The 15234-nt window shown below is 42.4% G+C and carries 17 protein-coding genes and 1 riboswitch; of the genes, 3 read left to right on the top strand and 14 right to left on the bottom strand.

Annotated features, from left to right (window positions below; all coding sequences use genetic code 11):
• The first annotated feature begins 160 nt into the window (after positions 1-160).
• Together LIX84_RS01350 and LIX84_RS01355 are read left to right on the top strand one after the other, a co-directional pair.
• Positions 161-568, top strand: a complete 408-nt coding sequence (locus LIX84_RS01350) for an SPOR domain-containing protein (RefSeq protein WP_006741205.1) — start codon at positions 161-163, stop codon at positions 566-568.
• 234 nt (positions 569-802) lie between these two features.
• The gene (locus LIX84_RS01355; protein WP_203343468.1) at positions 803-2083 is read left to right on the top strand and encodes a S1 family peptidase; all 1281 of its coding nucleotides are present in this window, start codon (positions 803-805) and stop codon (positions 2081-2083) included.
• A 57-nt stretch (positions 2084-2140) separates the two neighbouring features.
• Here LIX84_RS01355 and LIX84_RS01360 read toward each other — a convergent pair whose 3' ends face one another.
• From LIX84_RS01360 to cspE, 5 genes are all read right to left on the bottom strand, one after another.
• A complete protein-coding gene (locus LIX84_RS01360; protein WP_226420422.1) occupies positions 2141-2614 on the bottom strand; it encodes a peroxiredoxin in 474 nt (157 codons plus the stop codon).
• A gap of 129 nt (positions 2615-2743) precedes the next feature.
• Entirely contained in the window at positions 2744-3757 is a 1014-nt protein-coding gene (locus LIX84_RS01365; RefSeq protein ID WP_145472742.1) for an adenosine deaminase, read from the bottom strand.
• 89 nt (positions 3758-3846) lie between these two features.
• A riboswitch (purine riboswitch) is annotated at positions 3847-3946 on the bottom strand.
• 249 nt (positions 3947-4195) lie between these two features.
• The gene (locus tag LIX84_RS01370) at positions 4196-4336 is read right to left on the bottom strand and encodes a PA3496 family putative envelope integrity protein (protein WP_176319174.1); all 141 of its coding nucleotides are present in this window, start codon (positions 4334-4336) and stop codon (positions 4196-4198) included.
• Between the two features lie 50 nt (positions 4337-4386).
• Positions 4387-4596: a hypothetical protein gene (locus tag LIX84_RS01375; protein WP_053807947.1), complete on the bottom strand. Its 210-nt coding sequence runs from the start codon at positions 4594-4596 to the stop codon at positions 4387-4389.
• A gap of 240 nt (positions 4597-4836) precedes the next feature.
• Positions 4837-5046 (bottom strand): transcription antiterminator/RNA stability regulator CspE, encoded by a 210-nt coding sequence (cspE, locus tag LIX84_RS01380; RefSeq protein ID WP_005396336.1) that lies wholly within the window; start codon positions 5044-5046, stop codon positions 4837-4839.
• 391 nt (positions 5047-5437) lie between these two features.
• On the opposite strand from cspE, the gene LIX84_RS01385 reads away from it, so the two are divergent.
• Complete coding sequence (locus LIX84_RS01385; protein ID WP_114323390.1) at positions 5438-6286, top strand: pirin family protein; 849 nt, start codon at positions 5438-5440, stop codon at positions 6284-6286.
• 143 nt (positions 6287-6429) lie between these two features.
• Here LIX84_RS01385 and LIX84_RS01390 read toward each other — a convergent pair whose 3' ends face one another.
• From LIX84_RS01390 to LIX84_RS01430, 9 genes are all read right to left on the bottom strand, one after another.
• Complete coding sequence (locus LIX84_RS01390; protein ID WP_226420423.1) at positions 6430-7278, bottom strand: patatin-like phospholipase family protein; 849 nt, start codon at positions 7276-7278, stop codon at positions 6430-6432.
• A gap of 387 nt (positions 7279-7665) precedes the next feature.
• A complete protein-coding gene (locus LIX84_RS01395; protein ID WP_226420424.1) occupies positions 7666-8004 on the bottom strand; it encodes a hypothetical protein in 339 nt (112 codons plus the stop codon).
• 632 nt (positions 8005-8636) lie between these two features.
• Positions 8637-9068, bottom strand: coding sequence for a YccF domain-containing protein (locus LIX84_RS01400; protein ID WP_005373685.1), 432 nt, complete (start codon positions 9066-9068; stop codon positions 8637-8639).
• A 217-nt stretch (positions 9069-9285) separates the two neighbouring features.
• A complete protein-coding gene (locus LIX84_RS01405; RefSeq protein WP_226420425.1) occupies positions 9286-10218 on the bottom strand; it encodes a Gfo/Idh/MocA family protein in 933 nt (310 codons plus the stop codon).
• 123 nt (positions 10219-10341) lie between these two features.
• A complete protein-coding gene (locus tag LIX84_RS01410; RefSeq protein WP_226420426.1) occupies positions 10342-11997 on the bottom strand; it encodes a phosphoethanolamine transferase in 1656 nt (551 codons plus the stop codon).
• 22 nt (positions 11998-12019) lie between these two features.
• The gene (locus LIX84_RS01415) at positions 12020-12376 is read right to left on the bottom strand and encodes a diacylglycerol kinase (protein WP_012842368.1); all 357 of its coding nucleotides are present in this window, start codon (positions 12374-12376) and stop codon (positions 12020-12022) included.
• Positions 12377-12519: 143 nt separating this feature from the next.
• On the bottom strand, positions 12520-12912 hold the full coding sequence (locus LIX84_RS01420; RefSeq protein WP_005396344.1) for a glycine zipper family protein: 393 nt from the start codon (positions 12910-12912) through the stop codon (positions 12520-12522).
• 117 nt (positions 12913-13029) lie between these two features.
• The gene (locus LIX84_RS01425) at positions 13030-14325 is read right to left on the bottom strand and encodes an ATP-binding protein (RefSeq protein ID WP_048624808.1); all 1296 of its coding nucleotides are present in this window, start codon (positions 14323-14325) and stop codon (positions 13030-13032) included.
• The gene (locus tag LIX84_RS01430) at positions 14325-15038 is read right to left on the bottom strand and encodes a response regulator (protein WP_005396348.1); all 714 of its coding nucleotides are present in this window, start codon (positions 15036-15038) and stop codon (positions 14325-14327) included. Before LIX84_RS01430 ends, LIX84_RS01425 begins: the two co-directional genes overlap by 1 nt.
• Between the last annotated feature and the right edge of the window lie 196 nt (positions 15039-15234).

Consider the following 15234-nt stretch of genomic DNA (forward strand, 5'->3'; position numbering starts at 1 on the left):
TCAATTTACTAAGGCGGCCAACGTGGTCGCCTTACTTTTTTGGAATACTCGTTGCGCTAAAACATCGAACCTTCTGTATGGGCTATTTTCGCCTAATTAGAAGCGTTTTTGTGTTTTTGAGTGCGAGAAAAAAGAAACTAGAACAAAAATGGAGTGACACGTGCACAAGATTTTATCTTTGACATTGATTTTATCGCTCATGGGCTGCGCTATGCCTTACCAGCAGCAGGTCGATAGTGGCCAATGTGTTGGAGTAATGACCTCTCAGGATGCGTATGGTTATTTAAACCCAAACCATTACACGATGCAGGTACTCGCGCTAAAGCAAGAAAAAGATGTGAAAGATTACATTCGTTATATCGATCCTAAGCATCCGGTTTGGGTTAACTGGAAAAACAGCCGAGGCACGCGTTGGTATACGGTAACTGTTGGCGATTTTAAAACGAAACAGGATGCCTACAATGCGCTTTCTTCACTGCCGAGCCGCGTAAAGCAGTCATCCCCATTTGTGCTGACTTTTGCGGAAATGCAGCGTAAGCAACAAACGAGTGTTGTGAGAATGCGTTAACCCTTTAGCTCTTCTCTAGGCCCCCTACAACAGGATCTAATCAAGTAGGGGGCCTCGTTTAAGGGTCTTATTTATTGGAATGCAATCACATAATTTTCAACTTTAGGTAGAAATTAAGTCAATAGTTGAATGAGCACCTACACTCTCTAAGAACACTTATCTATGCATGTGAGTGCAATTGAAGCTCAGCATGCATTTATCTCTGTTTCAATAAACTTAGGGGGAGGGGGTAGTATGTTGAACAGATGGAGATTTTTAATCAGCTTATTGATCACTTGTATACCAGCGTATGCAATTGTTGTTGAAGACAATTATACCGTACCAACTCAAGATGAGTACGAAACTCACTATTCCTTTATGGCATCAGTAAGGGCTAGTATTTTCGCCGAAGACCACTCTTGTGGCGGCACTATAATCAGCAGTCGCTGGGTGCTGACCGCTGCACATTGCCTAGTTGCTTCGGATGCAAGTTATGAGGACGGTAACGAAAACAAAGATGTCTTCACCAATTTCGATGTAGCAAAACCAAAAGAAATATCGGTGACTGTAGGGAAGTCTGACTTGGAAAGAGTTGAGCTACCAGATATATATAAAGTTACTCATGTCGTTATTCATCCCGATTATTATCCTATTAACTCAGTAACCACTGACGAATCAGGTTTGACGGTAGTTGATTCGACCGCTTTTCAAAATGATTTAGCACTGCTATATGTAGAGAGGGAATTTCCAGATGAAATGGTCAGTTCCTTATTATTGGGCAACTCTGATAGTGATCAGATGCTGTTAGATTTGGTAAATCCTGAGAGTGATTGGGACTCTGGAGAGCCAGAGCCGAACCTCAAGGTCGCGGGGTGGGGGACTGGAGGAGATAACGACCCAGATATAGGTGAAAGTAATACAAAATTTAGAGAAACTGATGTCTCTTATTACCCAGTTTCTCTTTGCTACAACCGTTTAGAGTCTGCGGAAGATCTACCTATCTACATTGAATCCCCGGTTGATCCCACAAAGTTATGTTCATTGCCTACGAAGAGCATTACGAGAGGGGACAACATTTATGGAAATGGAGCATGTGGGGGGGATACAGGAGGCCCATTGTTAATATATAGCATTGATGATAATAGCTTTTATCAAGTTGGAATTATTAGTGCTAGCCCCATAATAAATACGGTTTGTAGTTCAATCACTCTGCCTACTTGGTATACCAATGTTTCTCACTTTAGAGATTGGATCGATTCATTTACTACGTCTACAGAACCTCCAGAGGATATAGTTACCAAGCCTGATTTTTTATTAAGCTCTGATGATGAAGCTCAAGAAGACGAAGATAGCGATAGCCCAAGTGATGAAGAGGAAGTAACTGACACTAGCCAATGTGATAATCCGAGTCAGATCAATATTGGAGGAGAAGAAACAGAATTTGGTTGTAATGATGAAAGCAATAGTGGAGGAGCCACCGAGCAGGCTTACTTGTTCGCTATGTTACTGATAATGTGGATTCGAAGAAGACAGTGAGAGAAACATTAAAAGATGAACGCCCCACTAGCTTGTGGGGCGACAGTTATTCTTAGTTTAAAGCGCCGCTAAAATCGTTTCTGCTTTGCTTGCTTCAAACTTTTTGGGTTCTTCAACGTTAAGTTTGGTCACAATGCCGTTTTCAATGATCATGGCGTAGCGTTGTGAGCGAATACCACCAAAGCCGCCGGTATCCATTTCAAGACCCAATGCTTTAGTAAAGCTTGCGTCGCCATCACCCAACATCAGGATTTCTGAAGCGTTTTGAGCTTCGCCCCAAGCTTGCATCACAAATGCATCGTTTACAGAAACACACGCAATTAAATCAACACCTTTTGCCTTCAACTCGTCGGCTAATACCACATAGCCTGGTAGGTGAGCTTCCGAGCACGTTGGGGTGAATGCGCCAGGTACAGCGAAGAGTACGACTTTCTTGTTTGCAAACAGCTCAGTAACGTCGTGGTTAACCATACCATCGGCAGTCAATTCGCTTAGAGTCGCAACTGGTAGAGCTTGGCCTTGTTGAATCATGATTTTATTCCTTTTTGTGTGCTAGTTTAGCTTTCTCAGTCTAGCGCTTATAAATGCGGTTAACCACAGAGCTTTTGTAAGGTTTTAGCACCTAAGTGTTTGACCCAAGATGTAGCACTGATGGCTTTATTACAACGCTTCATGCTGACTTACGTATTGACTAACGAGATGGCGATACTTCGCTTTCAACTCATTATCGATGAAGCTAGCATCAATCGCATTCATTGTGAATTGAGCTAGTTCATTCTTACTCATTGGGTGTGCGTTGTTGACGGCTAAAAAGTTATCTGTCATGTAACCACCAAAGTATACCGGATCGTCCGAATTAATTGTCACAGCGACCCCTTTGCGCAGTAGCTCGACAATATTGTGATCGTTCATATCGTCAAATACACACAATTTAAGGTTCGATAATGGACATACCGTCAGTGGCATTTTGCTTTCAATTAACGACTCGACTAATGCTTCATCCTCAACACAGCGAACACCATGATCCACGCGGCTGACGTGAAGCATTTCAATTGCATCGGTAATGTTTTGTGCCGGGCCTTCTTCACCTGCATGAGCAACAGTCAGTAAGCCTGCTTCTACCGCTTGTTTAAATACTCGTTTGAACTTAGCTGGTGGATGGCCTTGTTCTGAAGAATCTAGACCAACACCAATGATCTTATCACGGTATTTCAGAACGGCTTGCAGAGTCTCCATGGCGCTTTCTTCTGAAAGGTGACGGAGGAAACACGCAATGATTTGTGAAGTAATGCCGAGCTTCTCGTGCCCATCTTGTAGTGCGCGGGCGATCCCGTGGATAACGGTGTCAAAGTCAATACCGCGCTCTGTATGCGTTTGCGGGTCAAAAAAGATTTCGGTATGAATAACGTTATCCGCTTTACAGTGCAGTAAGTATTCCCAAGTGAGATCGTAAAAGTCTTGCTCTGTACGCAAAACATCCGCCCCTTGGTAATAAAGGTCAAGGAATGACTGTAAGTCTTCGAACTGATACGCGCTGCGTAGTTCACTCGGAGAAGAGTAAGGAATGTCGATGCCGTTTCGTTGCGCCAGCTTGAAGAGAAGTTCTGGCTCAAGTGAACCTTCGATATGTAAGTGCAGCTCTACTTTTGGAAGACCTTGAATAAATGCGTTCATATTCCACCTTATGTGTATTGTGGATGCAGTTACTCTAAGAATAGGTATAGATAGGAATAAATCGAACGCTATCACAAAGAGTAAGACCCACGATGATCTCAACTCTTCGTAATCAGCACTTTGCGGGAACTGGTAGAGACCCCCAAACCATATCATTGGGGTTATACGAAGCAAACGAGGCGATTATACGCAAAATTCTCAATTTGGCTATACGCAAATAACCTAGTTGTCAGTAGTCGAAGGATTTTTCTAAGAAAAGTAACTGGCAACCGTATAAGTCACTTGGGTATAGAGGAGCAAATTGGTTTTTGAGCGTGAACGAGGCTTATCGTGTTGTTATAAGCGAGGAAAAGAGTGAGGCTTCGTTTGAGCAAAGGTAGGTGGCGGTACCTTGCACAACGATGGAGCAGAGAGAGAATTGAAAGAGTCAAGGATAGCTTATAGATCAAATAACTTGTCAAATTCTCTTTGTTCCATAATGTCTTCTATACGGCGTCGCGTTTTTTGTTTTACCGCCGCCGCGTTTTGCTCAGACTCTTTTTTGTCTTTTTCTGCTTGCTTCTTACTTTTTCTAGTCATTGGATACCTTCCAAATTAGTTGCATCATTCATTAATGCATGAAAACTGAATTAGTTAACAGTAAAACTTCCTAACTTTGAACCTGAATCACAGAGAATAGTTCCAGATTGCGTTTTCTCACAATATTCAAAATCGATCATGTAGCTATGAGAATGAAGCTTAGGTAATACGTGTCTTCGTAAAATATCACCATTTAATTGATGTATTTTAGCGTTCCAAGAGGTGTGAGGTTGTTCTAGATTAAATTCAATTTCTAACATTTATTCTCCTGTTTCTTAGTGATTTTGTCTTTGTTAAGTAATTGATACCAATGCCTTTGACGGCCTGTTCTTTTTGAGGACATGATTTTTCCTATAAATAATAAATTAAGCAGTACTATCCTATTTATTTTAGGTAGCACAAAGCAATGCCTGATATTAGGCTGAGTGATTAAAGTGAGAATATTTTTGAAGGAGAGAGATTTGGTGCAGCATGGGCATGCTACACCAAGAAAAGCAGTCTTATAGAGGAGTTACTTCAGTCGCTTGAGGACCTTTTTTACCTTGCTCTACGTTGAAGCTTACTTTCTGACCTTCAGTCAGTGTTTTGAAACCGTCAGAAACGATAGCGTTGAAGTGTACGAATACATCTTGACCACCGTTGTCTTGAGATAGGAAGCCAAAGCCTTTAGTTTCGTTAAACCATTTTACTGAGCCGTTTACTTTAGACATAAAAATACCTTTGAATTAAACATTAAAATTTGAATTTGTTTTGTGGATCTTTTCTAAGCTATTGAATGTTCAATCAAGAGGAAGTTGTACGCAGGTGTCTGAATTGGGGGATTCAAGATTTTACTGAGAGGAAACTTAAACTAAATGTTGCATTAACAGCTCTCTTCTAAGAGCCAAGGCCTACTATACACCTTGTTTAGGAAATAGCTACACTTATTTTTAAATATATGTCGACAGCTTGGATAAGTGGGCTGTTCGAAAAATTTGAATAAGTAGCTCAAATAGCAAGGCTCATGATTATTTTTCTTCAATCTAAAATAGAACCATATCGATAGCCATGGCTGAACATGCGGTTTGCAAGCGGCCACAAAGGTAAACGAGGAGAAATAGTATGAGCACATTCAGAGAAATTCGTCAGCTTATTCAATCACAACCCACTGCTGATGGTGACGGAGTGAAAATTCGTCGAGTAGCAGGGTTTAATAATGCGAGCTTTTCTCCATTTTTGATGATGGATGAACTTAAGTCTGACGACCGTGCTGATTATGTGGGTGGCTTTCCTCCTCATCCGCATCGCGGCATCGAGACGCTTACTTATATGTTGAAAGGTCATTTCCAGCATCGTGACCACATGGATAATGTTGGTGAGCTTCGTTCTGGTGGCGCTCAATGGATGGCGGCAGGAAGAGGCGTCATTCATAGTGAGATGCCTATTATGCAGGAAGGTGAATTGCATGGTTTCCAAATTTGGATAAACCAGCCTGCGAAAAATAAGATGGCACCGGCTCAATATCATGACTTTCAACCTGAAACGATAACGGAATTCGAAACTCAAAGCTCGGGCGTTGTACGCTTGATTGCTGGTCATCTGACTATAAACAACGAACGTATTCAGGGGCCTTTAACAGAAACAGGTGTTGCTGCCACAGTGGCCGATTGGAGAGCGATGGTTGGTCACGCTTTGAATTTGACCACGGAGCAAGACCACAACATGATGATCTACGTTTATAAAGGTCGTGTTCAGTTAAAAGATCGTGAGATCAATCAAGGCGAAATGGCGATTCTATCGAAAGGTGAATGGGTTGAATTACAAGCCGAAAAGGAGAGTGGTGCTCTGATTTTTATTGGCGAACCAATCAATGAACCAGTGGTTCACTATGGCCCTTTTGTAATGAATAGCATGGAAGAAATAGAACAAGCAATCCAAGACTACAATTCAGGATTGTTTGAAACCTACTAGCGTCAACATCCTAACTCCCTTTTCTGTGAGTAGCGCAGTTATCAACAGTCTTGAGCCTGACTATTGGGCTCGACCAGAAGCAAATACGATAATCCACTGCCATCGAATTTGCGTTAGCCACGTCTAATCCACGTGGCTTTTTTCTACTTCTGATTCCATCGCATGATGGCTTCTTTTCCTGCTTCAATACCTAACTCATAAGCTTGGCGCAATGGTGCTGGCGAGCGACTCAATCGTTTTAATTTAAATGATTCAGGAGGACAAACTTGGATGATTTCGACTCCCGATGGTGGATTGTCGATCAGTGCTAAAGTTTGATTATAGCGAACTTCACGCGTCAACATCGGCTCAATTAATCCTGGCGTTTCTTTCAACATCCGTTTGGTTAGTGCGCTGAACTTTCCTTTCGGCTTTTGATAGCTGGAGGGTTGACTGCGTAAAACCATAATCTTTTTGGCTCCTCGCTTTATTGCTTCTGCGACAGGAAGTGCATCAGAAACCCCGCCATCAACGTATCGGGTGCCGTTCAGTAAGACACCATTTCGGTAAAGTACGGGAAGCGCGCTGCTGGCTTTCATTGTTTCTGCGAGCTCGTCGACATTGGGAGTATGGTACTCGGCTTGGCCATTGTCTTGACGTGTTACGCCTAAAAAGAAAGGTCTCGAATCCGCTTTTAGTACGGACTTGTCGATACCAAGCTCTTCGAGAGTGACGTCCCACATCCAATCTAAGTTCATCATATCGCCGCCACGTAGAATCTGAGATGGTGAGATGAATTCTTTCCTTAAACTGTAATCGAGATAGATTTTTAAGTTGCGTCCGGGCATTTTAGCTAAATACGCCGCCAAGTTACTTGCGCCCGCCGATACGCCCCAAAAGCTATCAAATGGAGAGAAATCGTTAGCGAGAAAATGATCGAGTATGCCGCAAGAAAATACACCTCGCATCGCACCACCTTCGACAATCAACGCACGCTCTCCTACTTGTTCCATCACTGTGTTCCATTCTTTACCTATTGGATGAATAGAATGCAGCTTAACGCATAACGGTTTTATACCCAAGTGCTCCTAAGTGCTAGGGCATCTCCTTAAGTAAAAGAAAAGGGCATCGATGGATGCCCTTTTTATATTAAGCCTAGGGAGTTACAGGTTATTGAGCAGCTCATTTAGTGAAAGTGCACTGAATAAATATGTCACTCCCACACAGAAAGCGGCGCCTGTAATTCCGATACTGATCGTTGTTGTAATTAAAAGAAGTGTTATCTTAGACATACAAGATCAAACTCCTTTTTTATATTTAAGTGGGGCGTCGTGCGTCTGGTTATCGTTTTGAATCATGATGCAAGGGCCCTAAGTTTATTGTTCTAATAAAAGTGATGATCACTTGTCAAAAAAGCAGATAAATAGCACCCAAACTGTCGTTAATGCGAGCAGCGTAGTGAATACTTTCTGTATAGAGGCGCCATCGGTTAGGTTGTAGATTTTGATGGATTCGTTATAAAACGCCCGCTTGAACGCCTTAAAAGAAATATCATTTTTCACATGAGATTGCTCATAGTGTAGGTGTGCTGCGTCTGATAGTTGGTATTCTAAGTCTTGGAGTTCGTACTCTTTGTTAAGAAATGCCTCCCAAGCCGAAAGGCGGGCTATCGTTTTTGGAGATTGATTACCCTTTAACTTCTCTAGACGTTTGGCATAAGCAACTTGATATTTATCCACGGTGTATTCCTGTCTGAATAGACGTTGATTTAGAACATTTGTAAAAAGAAAAACGAGCAAAAAAGGGGCTTTACGTTCTATGTCTGTGATAAATGCTAAGGAGCTCAATGGTCTATTTCTCTGATGTCGCGAATAATATTGATTGAACTTAAATGCGACAAACAAAATAATTTACTCAAGATAACAACGAATATTTGTTGCCTTTTAAAGAAAAGCGATAGTGATGCGAAGTGGTGGCTTTGATCGGGAAGAAACCCGCTTTCGTAACGGCTTGCGTTTACTGAGAAAAAGTAAACGCTGGAACTATCGCTGGATTGGTGTGAGTTATTTATCGTCAAAAATCATTAATATCAACTATGCTTATAGTTCGACTTTTCGTAAATGAGCTCAATTTAGAGGAGCAGAAATAATACTGATTTTTGAGCGTGGGTGAGCTTGGAGGGTTAAGCTAATCCATTGATTAATAAAAAGTAAAGTAGTACCGAGCTAGGGTTAACTTCAACTTAAAGGTGACGGTATGGATATACAATCAACCATTATTGAATATGCGATAGCGATAATAGGCTTACTTTTGACGGGAGTTGCCCTCTGAGCAATACTGCCCAGAGGATAGAAAGTATATTGGCTGTTTGTTAGCGGTTGATATTGTACCGAGCCATTGCAGCTTCTTCTGACGACACAACCGTTTTACCAATTGGTGCGAGTGAAATAACCGCAAGCTTCAGGTGTTGGAGTGCAAACGGAATACCAATGATGGTTACAAAACACGCTGCGGCGGAAAGTACGTGACCGATTGCCAACCAAAGACCTGCAAAGACAAACCAAAGGACGTTACCGATAACGCCTAGAGGGCTCGTACCAATGTCCATTTCATTGGTCAATTCATCGCGTGAAATGGCTTCTTTTCCGAATGGGAAAAAGGAAAAATTACCCATAACGATACACGCACGCCCCCAAGGTATTCCGATGATGCTAATAAAGGCTAAGATACCGAAAAACCACCATAGCAACCCCATAAATACGCCACCAAATACAAACCAAATGATGTTACCGAGTGTTCTCATTCTATTTCCTTTACTCTTGAATATGACGATGCAGGTTCCTGAGGGTATAGTAATGTAAAACTAGAACCACTCCGTTAATAAACGTGATCCGTTCCCTCATTCACTTGCTTGATAGAATAGCCGCATAAGTATTAACAGAGAATGAATGACTCCCTGAAGCTATGTTTGTTTTAGTATAGAGCGTAATACTCGATTAAGCGTATAGCCAAGAATTAAGCTACCTATAGGTAACTTTCTCGATATATTGACAAATTTGCTCTGCTAACTGATGGCTAGCAATGTTGCGTTTCACTACTTCACTGGCGATTTTTCCAGATTCAACGACGCTAAACCAGTCGAGCAACATCGCATGGAAACCTTTGCTCGTTAGCATTGGCGTCCAATCTTTCAAATGGATTTTTTGCTCTTGGTTCGCTTGCCATCGTTTCCCTTCAACGAAAGAGTCGAATTCCACTGCTTTGTTAGCATAACAAGCTTGAACGCGCTCCATAGTCACACCGAAGTGACGATTCATCGAAGCGTGGAGTAAAGTATCTCCGTGTTGCCACTGAATATCTAAACGCGCCAATTGGTCACCCTCAAGCTGATGCGTTATGTAAGCCTCTTTTAAATCGGTCTTGGCTGTCACGTTAATACTGTCTAATGGGTGAATAAAATCATCAAATATAAAGGTACGAATATCGCCTGGTAGTTGGTGACGGTTCTTTTCCCAGCGTAGCGATTTTAGGTCAGAAATGTTGCCTTGCTGTACCTCTGGCATGTGTTGGTTGTAAAGCGGAATATGACGTCGGTTGAAGCCCACATAAAGTGGTTGTTTTTCTTTTTCGGCAATATCGTACAGTTTTTCCACGTCATCAGCGGTGTCCGCTAATGGTTTGTCGACAAAGGTTGGGATTCCATTCTGCAAAAAGAATGCTGCGATTTGAGGATGTACGCTTGTTGCTACATGAATCATGACAGCATCTACGCCAAAGTGCAGAAGCTGCTGGTAGTCTTGACAGGTCTCTGAGATTCGATATTGCTTAGCCAGACTCTCAAGTGCATTTGCGTTGCGGGTACAAAATACAAGTTCGATATTTGGAAGCTGAGTGATAACGGGAAGGTATGCTTTCTGAGCAATATCTCCTAAACCAATAATACCAATTTTCATCCTAGTCCTTATTTCGATGTATGGATGGCAGGTTGTAGTATAACGCTTGGCAAGCTGATGAGTTTAAATGCCTTGTTAGAAAAGAGCCTGACTCACATTTTGAGTCAGGCTTTGTTGGTCCACTTAGGAAGTCGTGCGGCAATCTTTGAATATATCTAACTTGTCGTCGTAGGTTTGGGTTTGTACATCCATAATGCCTAATAAAGAGTGGAACACGTTATCATGTGAGTACTGGCCTGCCTTTTGCGCTTCATTCGACAAACAGTCGGTGTTGATTTGTTTCACTTGCTTAAAGCCGGAAGATAGCCACATGAGCAAAGGAACACGTTTTTGGAAGTCTGGTGCAAGGCCGTAAGGCATGCCATGTAAGAACAATCCGTTTTCGCCTAATGATTCACCATGATCCGATACGTAGATGAGAGCGGTATTATATTGAGACTCTAATGCTTTGAGTTTGTTGATGGTTTCAGCCAACACAAGATCAGTGTAGCGTATCGTATTGTCGTACGTATTCACGATTTGTTCGACGCTACAGTTTTCTATATCTGCACGTGGGCAGTCTGGTTTGAAAAACGCTTTGTCTCTAGGATAACGCTGGAAGTAGGTAGGACCATGGCTTCCTATAAGATGCATGGCGACAACGCGATTGCCGTGCATATCCGCAACTTCTTGATCAAAGTGATCTAACAGCGCCATATCGTAACAGGTTTGACCGTTACACAGAGGACTTGTTTGCTTTCGATTTACTTCAATTTTCTTGATCTTGTGGGCGACTTCTTTGTCTCCGCCGTCGTTTTCTTTCCAGATGAGGTCAACTCCAGCGCGCTGCATGATGTCGAGAGCATTATCTTGGTTATCTGCCTTGGTCCGTTCAAACTCGCTTCGCGTGAGCTGAGAAAACATGCAAGGCACAGATACTGCAGTTGCAGTGCCACAAGATGCAACCTCTTGAAATGAAATTACATCCAGCTTACTGGTGTAAGGGTTTGTCTCTCGCTTATAGCCATTGAGTTGGTAGTTCTGCGTTCGAGCGGTTTCTCCGACAACAAACACCAGTAGTGTCGGCTTGTTCTGTGCTTGCTTTACTGCGCTATCTGACTGCTTTGCATCGATTCCAATCTCGCGGTACGGTTCTGGCGCGGTGAAGTATTTCTCCTTTACATACCCAGTCGCGCTGTAAACGAATTGAGTGGGAATAATGATTTTTTTCAGATAGCTGTTATTGCGACCGACAGATGCATAGTCTTGGTAGTAAACACTGGCAATAACAGCAATTACTGCAAGAGATGACAACATCGACACCAACTTCGTGAGAGAAAAATACAGCAATTGGTTGCGCTGAGATTGCAACTTGACCTTATAGACAATCATCGCAGGGACGCCCCCCATAAGTAGCGTCCAGATTACAGAATAAGCACTCAGGTAAGAGCTTGCCTCGCTCGAATCGGTTTCAGCAATATTAGCAATCATTCCAGAATCGAAAAGCGTGCCATAGTTGTAACTTGCGTAGCTCACCATACTCGAAATTATGAGCAAAATAATAAAGAATGGCTTTCCAACCCAAGGCCAACTAAATAAGTTAAAAAGGAAATTGAGCGCGGCAAGAAAGAAAATGGGTATCGTAATAATAAAACCAATTTTGACATTATCTAGGCTTGAAAAAATACCATTCAGCTCTTTGTAAATAGGAATGTTTACAACCAGCGCGAAATAGAGTGCCAACAAGAAAGTAAAGGTAACGTACGAGATACCTTTTTGTTGCAAATTATGTGTCTTCATAAGTAAATGTCTTGAATCAAAATCAGAGCAAGAACGAAGCCCAAACAAAAAGGGCAAGAGTGAGCGCAACAAATACTGCAGCCGAGCCGATATCTTTGGCTCTACCACTGAGCTCGTGCCAGTCATCGCTAACACGGTCGACAACCGCTTCTACGGCGGAATTAATAAGTTCGACGATCAGGACCAATAACAGGCTACTGATCATCAGTACTCTTTCAAATGTGGTGACTGGAAGGAAAAAAGCACAGACGGAAAGCACTAAGGCTAGAATTAATTCTTGTCTGAAGGCGGCTTCGTATTTCCATGCGGCTTTCAATCCCTGAAATGAATAGCCGGTCGCATCCATGACACGGCGTAGACCTGTTTTTCCTGGCTTCAAAATATGACCTTACTACAGCTTAATAATTTAGATTGTGCATCTATCCAAACGATGAAATGAGACTAATCGTTCTTGCGTGAAACATTTGTGAATGGCATTCATCACACAACGATATAGGGTTTGAATAAGAAAAAAGAGTTGAATTAATCAAGGTCGTAGACGGTATAGCCTTTATTCTGAAGGCATTTTCGCAGTACGAGAGATTGTGTCTTGGTGGAGTCATTGCTTCCACTCAACGCTCCGGCCCCTGCTCCTACAGCACCGCCTGCAGCGGCACCCACAGCAGCCCCACCTATCCCGCTTTCTAGCGCTCCAGCTGCTGCCCCAATTAGTGCACCTGTAACTGCGCCATTAGCGGCTTCAGATTTTGCAGCTTCCGTTTTGTCTACGTTGTCCGCATACCCTTGGCAATAAAGAAAATCTTGTTCATATTTAGCAGGATCAACATTAGTCATGTCGACAACAGGCTTTTGATTATAAGTACAAGCGCTAAGAGTAGAGGCAAGCGTCATAACCAGAATAAAAGGTTTGTACATGAGTATTATCCATTTGTTCTGTGAATTTATGGATTAAATGTACACTGTTTTATTGTTGAGCTCTGTCGCTGGAGTGTATTGAAGTGTCGTCTTCTGTAAAGGACGAAAGACGTTAACTTAACTGTCTGATTTTGGAAGACGAAGTGTGAAGCAAGCACCACCAAGTGGGCTATGAGAAATCGAAACCTCACCATGTTGAAGTTCCATTATCTGCCTGACGATCGCCAAACCGAGCCCAAATCCACTCGTGTTTTTGTTTCGGGACTCATCCGCGCTATAAAATGCTTCAAAAAGGTGAGGCCAATGCTGCTCTTCTATACCTATACCATCATCATGTACATGGATTAAACAGCTTTGCTGATCACTTTTTATCTCAACCATAATTTGAGTATTTGCGTATCGCATTGCATTGCGTAGCAGATTATCCAAGGCACGTTTTAGCAGTTTTGGATCGGCGAATGCGCGCGCGTTTTCAGAGTTTGTTTCATTGAGTGAGATTGATAATTTGGTCTCTTTTTGCCATCTCTGTTTTAACTCATTAACTAACTTGGCGAGCGCTACGTTTTCTGTTTGCAACGCCGTATCTGGGCGTTCCATTTTGGCGTAATAAAGCAGCTCTTCAACCATATCTTCCATCTCGTCAATGTCCTCGACGATACTACGTACATGCTTTTTCTGTTGTTCGGTTAATGTAGAGTCCGATAACAAGTCAGCTTGCCACTGTAAACGAAAAATAGGAGTGCGTAATTCATGCGCAACTGCATTGGTCAGCATTTTATTGCTAGTGATCAGGCGAGAAACTTTGTCAGCCATCGTATTAAAGCTTTTGTTCAGCGTTCCAACGGACTTGGCGCTTGAGGTGCTTGCTCGTGCTTTGAAGTTGCCTGAAGCAAACTCTACCGTGACTCTTTCTAACTCACGAATTCGACGGCTCAAAAACCAGATCAGCAGTATGCAATACAGAGCAAATCCGGCTAAAAAGAATAACCATACAATGTTGTCATCAAAGTTAATCGCCTGAATAACTGAGCTATCCGGATCATCGATCATTTTGAAAATAGGGGTGTCCGCATCTAGGCGGAACCATATATCCCTTTCTTCGTCGTAAGCCACGTTAACAGAGGTGTCACTTTCAAATGCTTTTCTGATGTCCTCTGGAAGTTCTTCGAGCGTGTGAGGAATCAACAAGCGATGGCTGGACGTGGCAAATTGCTCAAGCTGTTGTTGAGTGTATTCTAGTCCGTGCTCTTCGTAGATAGGATAGATAAGATCGTGGAAAGCTTGACCTTCTTGCTCTTGTAGCAGGTAATCGTAATCTGTGTTGATCTCATAGACTAAGAATTCGTAACCCCACAAACTCACCATAAATAGAATGATAAGACCGACAAAGCTTTCCAGATAAATCCGTCTCATTATTCATTCCATGCATCAGGCATAAATAGGTAGCCTTTGCCGCGAACCGTGATGATTTTTTGTGGAGAGCAAGAGGCATCGCCTAATTTTTTTCTCAATGTCACAATGCGGTTGTCAATGGTGCGATCTGTACCGTCGTACTCAATACCACGTAGTGTTTTTGTTAACCACTCACGTGAGAGTGTTTTTTCTGCGTGTGTTGCGAGAACCCATAATAAATCGAACTCACCGTCAGTCAGCGCAATTTCTTCCTGGTTCATGACGCATGATTTACGTAATCGGTTTAAACACAGCACTCCAATTTGTAGACCGTTTTCGGACTCGGTAGAGGCTGCCTCTTTTCTTCTCAATAGCATGCGAATGCGTGCCAGCAGCACGCGAGGTTTGATAGGCTTGGTAACAAAGTCATCGGCGCCAATTTCTAATGCGGCGACGTGATCGAAGTCGTCATCACTCGCTGTCAGCATCAACACTTTGCCTTTGTAGCATTCACGGATTTGACGACATACGCTCAGGCCGTCTTGTCCAGGTAGCATCAAATCTAACAAAACCACGTCTGGCTGTGTGTCAATAATCGCTTCCGGTGCGTCTGTCCCGTTGTCGATACATTTGACCTGGAAACCTTGTTCAACAAAATACTCTCCCAGCATAGCTTGTAATTTGGGATCGTCTTCCACAATGATTAAAGATGGTTTGACTTGTTGTGCGTTCATTTGAGTGATGTATACAATATTTAATATCACTGGAACTTAAACAAATTTACGAATTATTTCAAATAAAGCTTTCTCAGAATAAGGTTATCGGATGAGTTGATTCGATAAATACCCCAAGTAATGATTCAAACTTAATCATTAATCACATTTTGAAAAGTCTAAAAAAGGCGCAACTGTTGCGCCTTAATATGGAATA

The sequence above is a fragment of the Vibrio sp. E14 genome, from assembly GCF_020515785.1.
In the GTDB taxonomy this organism is placed as follows: domain Bacteria; phylum Pseudomonadota; class Gammaproteobacteria; order Enterobacterales; family Vibrionaceae; genus Vibrio; species Vibrio diabolicus.

Excerpts from the sequence above, each read along its gene's own strand:
- LIX84_RS01355 (WP_203343468.1), top strand. The coding sequence starts at position 803 with ATGTTGAACAGATGGAGATTTTTAATCAGCTTATTGATCACTTGTATA.
- LIX84_RS01360 (WP_226420422.1), bottom strand. The coding sequence starts at position 2,614 with ATGATTCAACAAGGCCAAGCTCTACCAGTTGCGACTCTAAGCGAATTG.
- LIX84_RS01365 (WP_145472742.1), bottom strand. The coding sequence starts at position 3,757 with ATGAACGCATTTATTCAAGGTCTTCCAAAAGTAGAGCTGCACTTACAT.
- LIX84_RS01370 (WP_176319174.1), bottom strand. The coding sequence starts at position 4,336 with ATGACTAGAAAAAGTAAGAAGCAAGCAGAAAAAGACAAAAAAGAGTCT.
- LIX84_RS01375 (WP_053807947.1), bottom strand. The coding sequence starts at position 4,596 with ATGTTAGAAATTGAATTTAATCTAGAACAACCTCACACCTCTTGGAAC.
- cspE (WP_005396336.1), bottom strand. The coding sequence starts at position 5,046 with ATGTCTAAAGTAAACGGCTCAGTAAAATGGTTTAACGAAACTAAAGGC.
- LIX84_RS01385 (WP_114323390.1), top strand. The coding sequence starts at position 5,438 with ATGAGCACATTCAGAGAAATTCGTCAGCTTATTCAATCACAACCCACT.
- LIX84_RS01390 (WP_226420423.1), bottom strand. The coding sequence starts at position 7,278 with ATGGAACAAGTAGGAGAGCGTGCGTTGATTGTCGAAGGTGGTGCGATG.
- LIX84_RS01400 (WP_005373685.1), bottom strand. The coding sequence starts at position 9,068 with ATGAGAACACTCGGTAACATCATTTGGTTTGTATTTGGTGGCGTATTT.
- LIX84_RS01405 (WP_226420425.1), bottom strand. The coding sequence starts at position 10,218 with ATGAAAATTGGTATTATTGGTTTAGGAGATATTGCTCAGAAAGCATAC.
- LIX84_RS01410 (WP_226420426.1), bottom strand. The coding sequence starts at position 11,997 with ATGAAGACACATAATTTGCAACAAAAAGGTATCTCGTACGTTACCTTT.
- LIX84_RS01420 (WP_005396344.1), bottom strand. The coding sequence starts at position 12,912 with ATGTACAAACCTTTTATTCTGGTTATGACGCTTGCCTCTACTCTTAGC.
- LIX84_RS01425 (WP_048624808.1), bottom strand. The coding sequence starts at position 14,325 with ATGAGACGGATTTATCTGGAAAGCTTTGTCGGTCTTATCATTCTATTT.
- LIX84_RS01430 (WP_005396348.1), bottom strand. The coding sequence starts at position 15,038 with ATGAACGCACAACAAGTCAAACCATCTTTAATCATTGTGGAAGACGAT.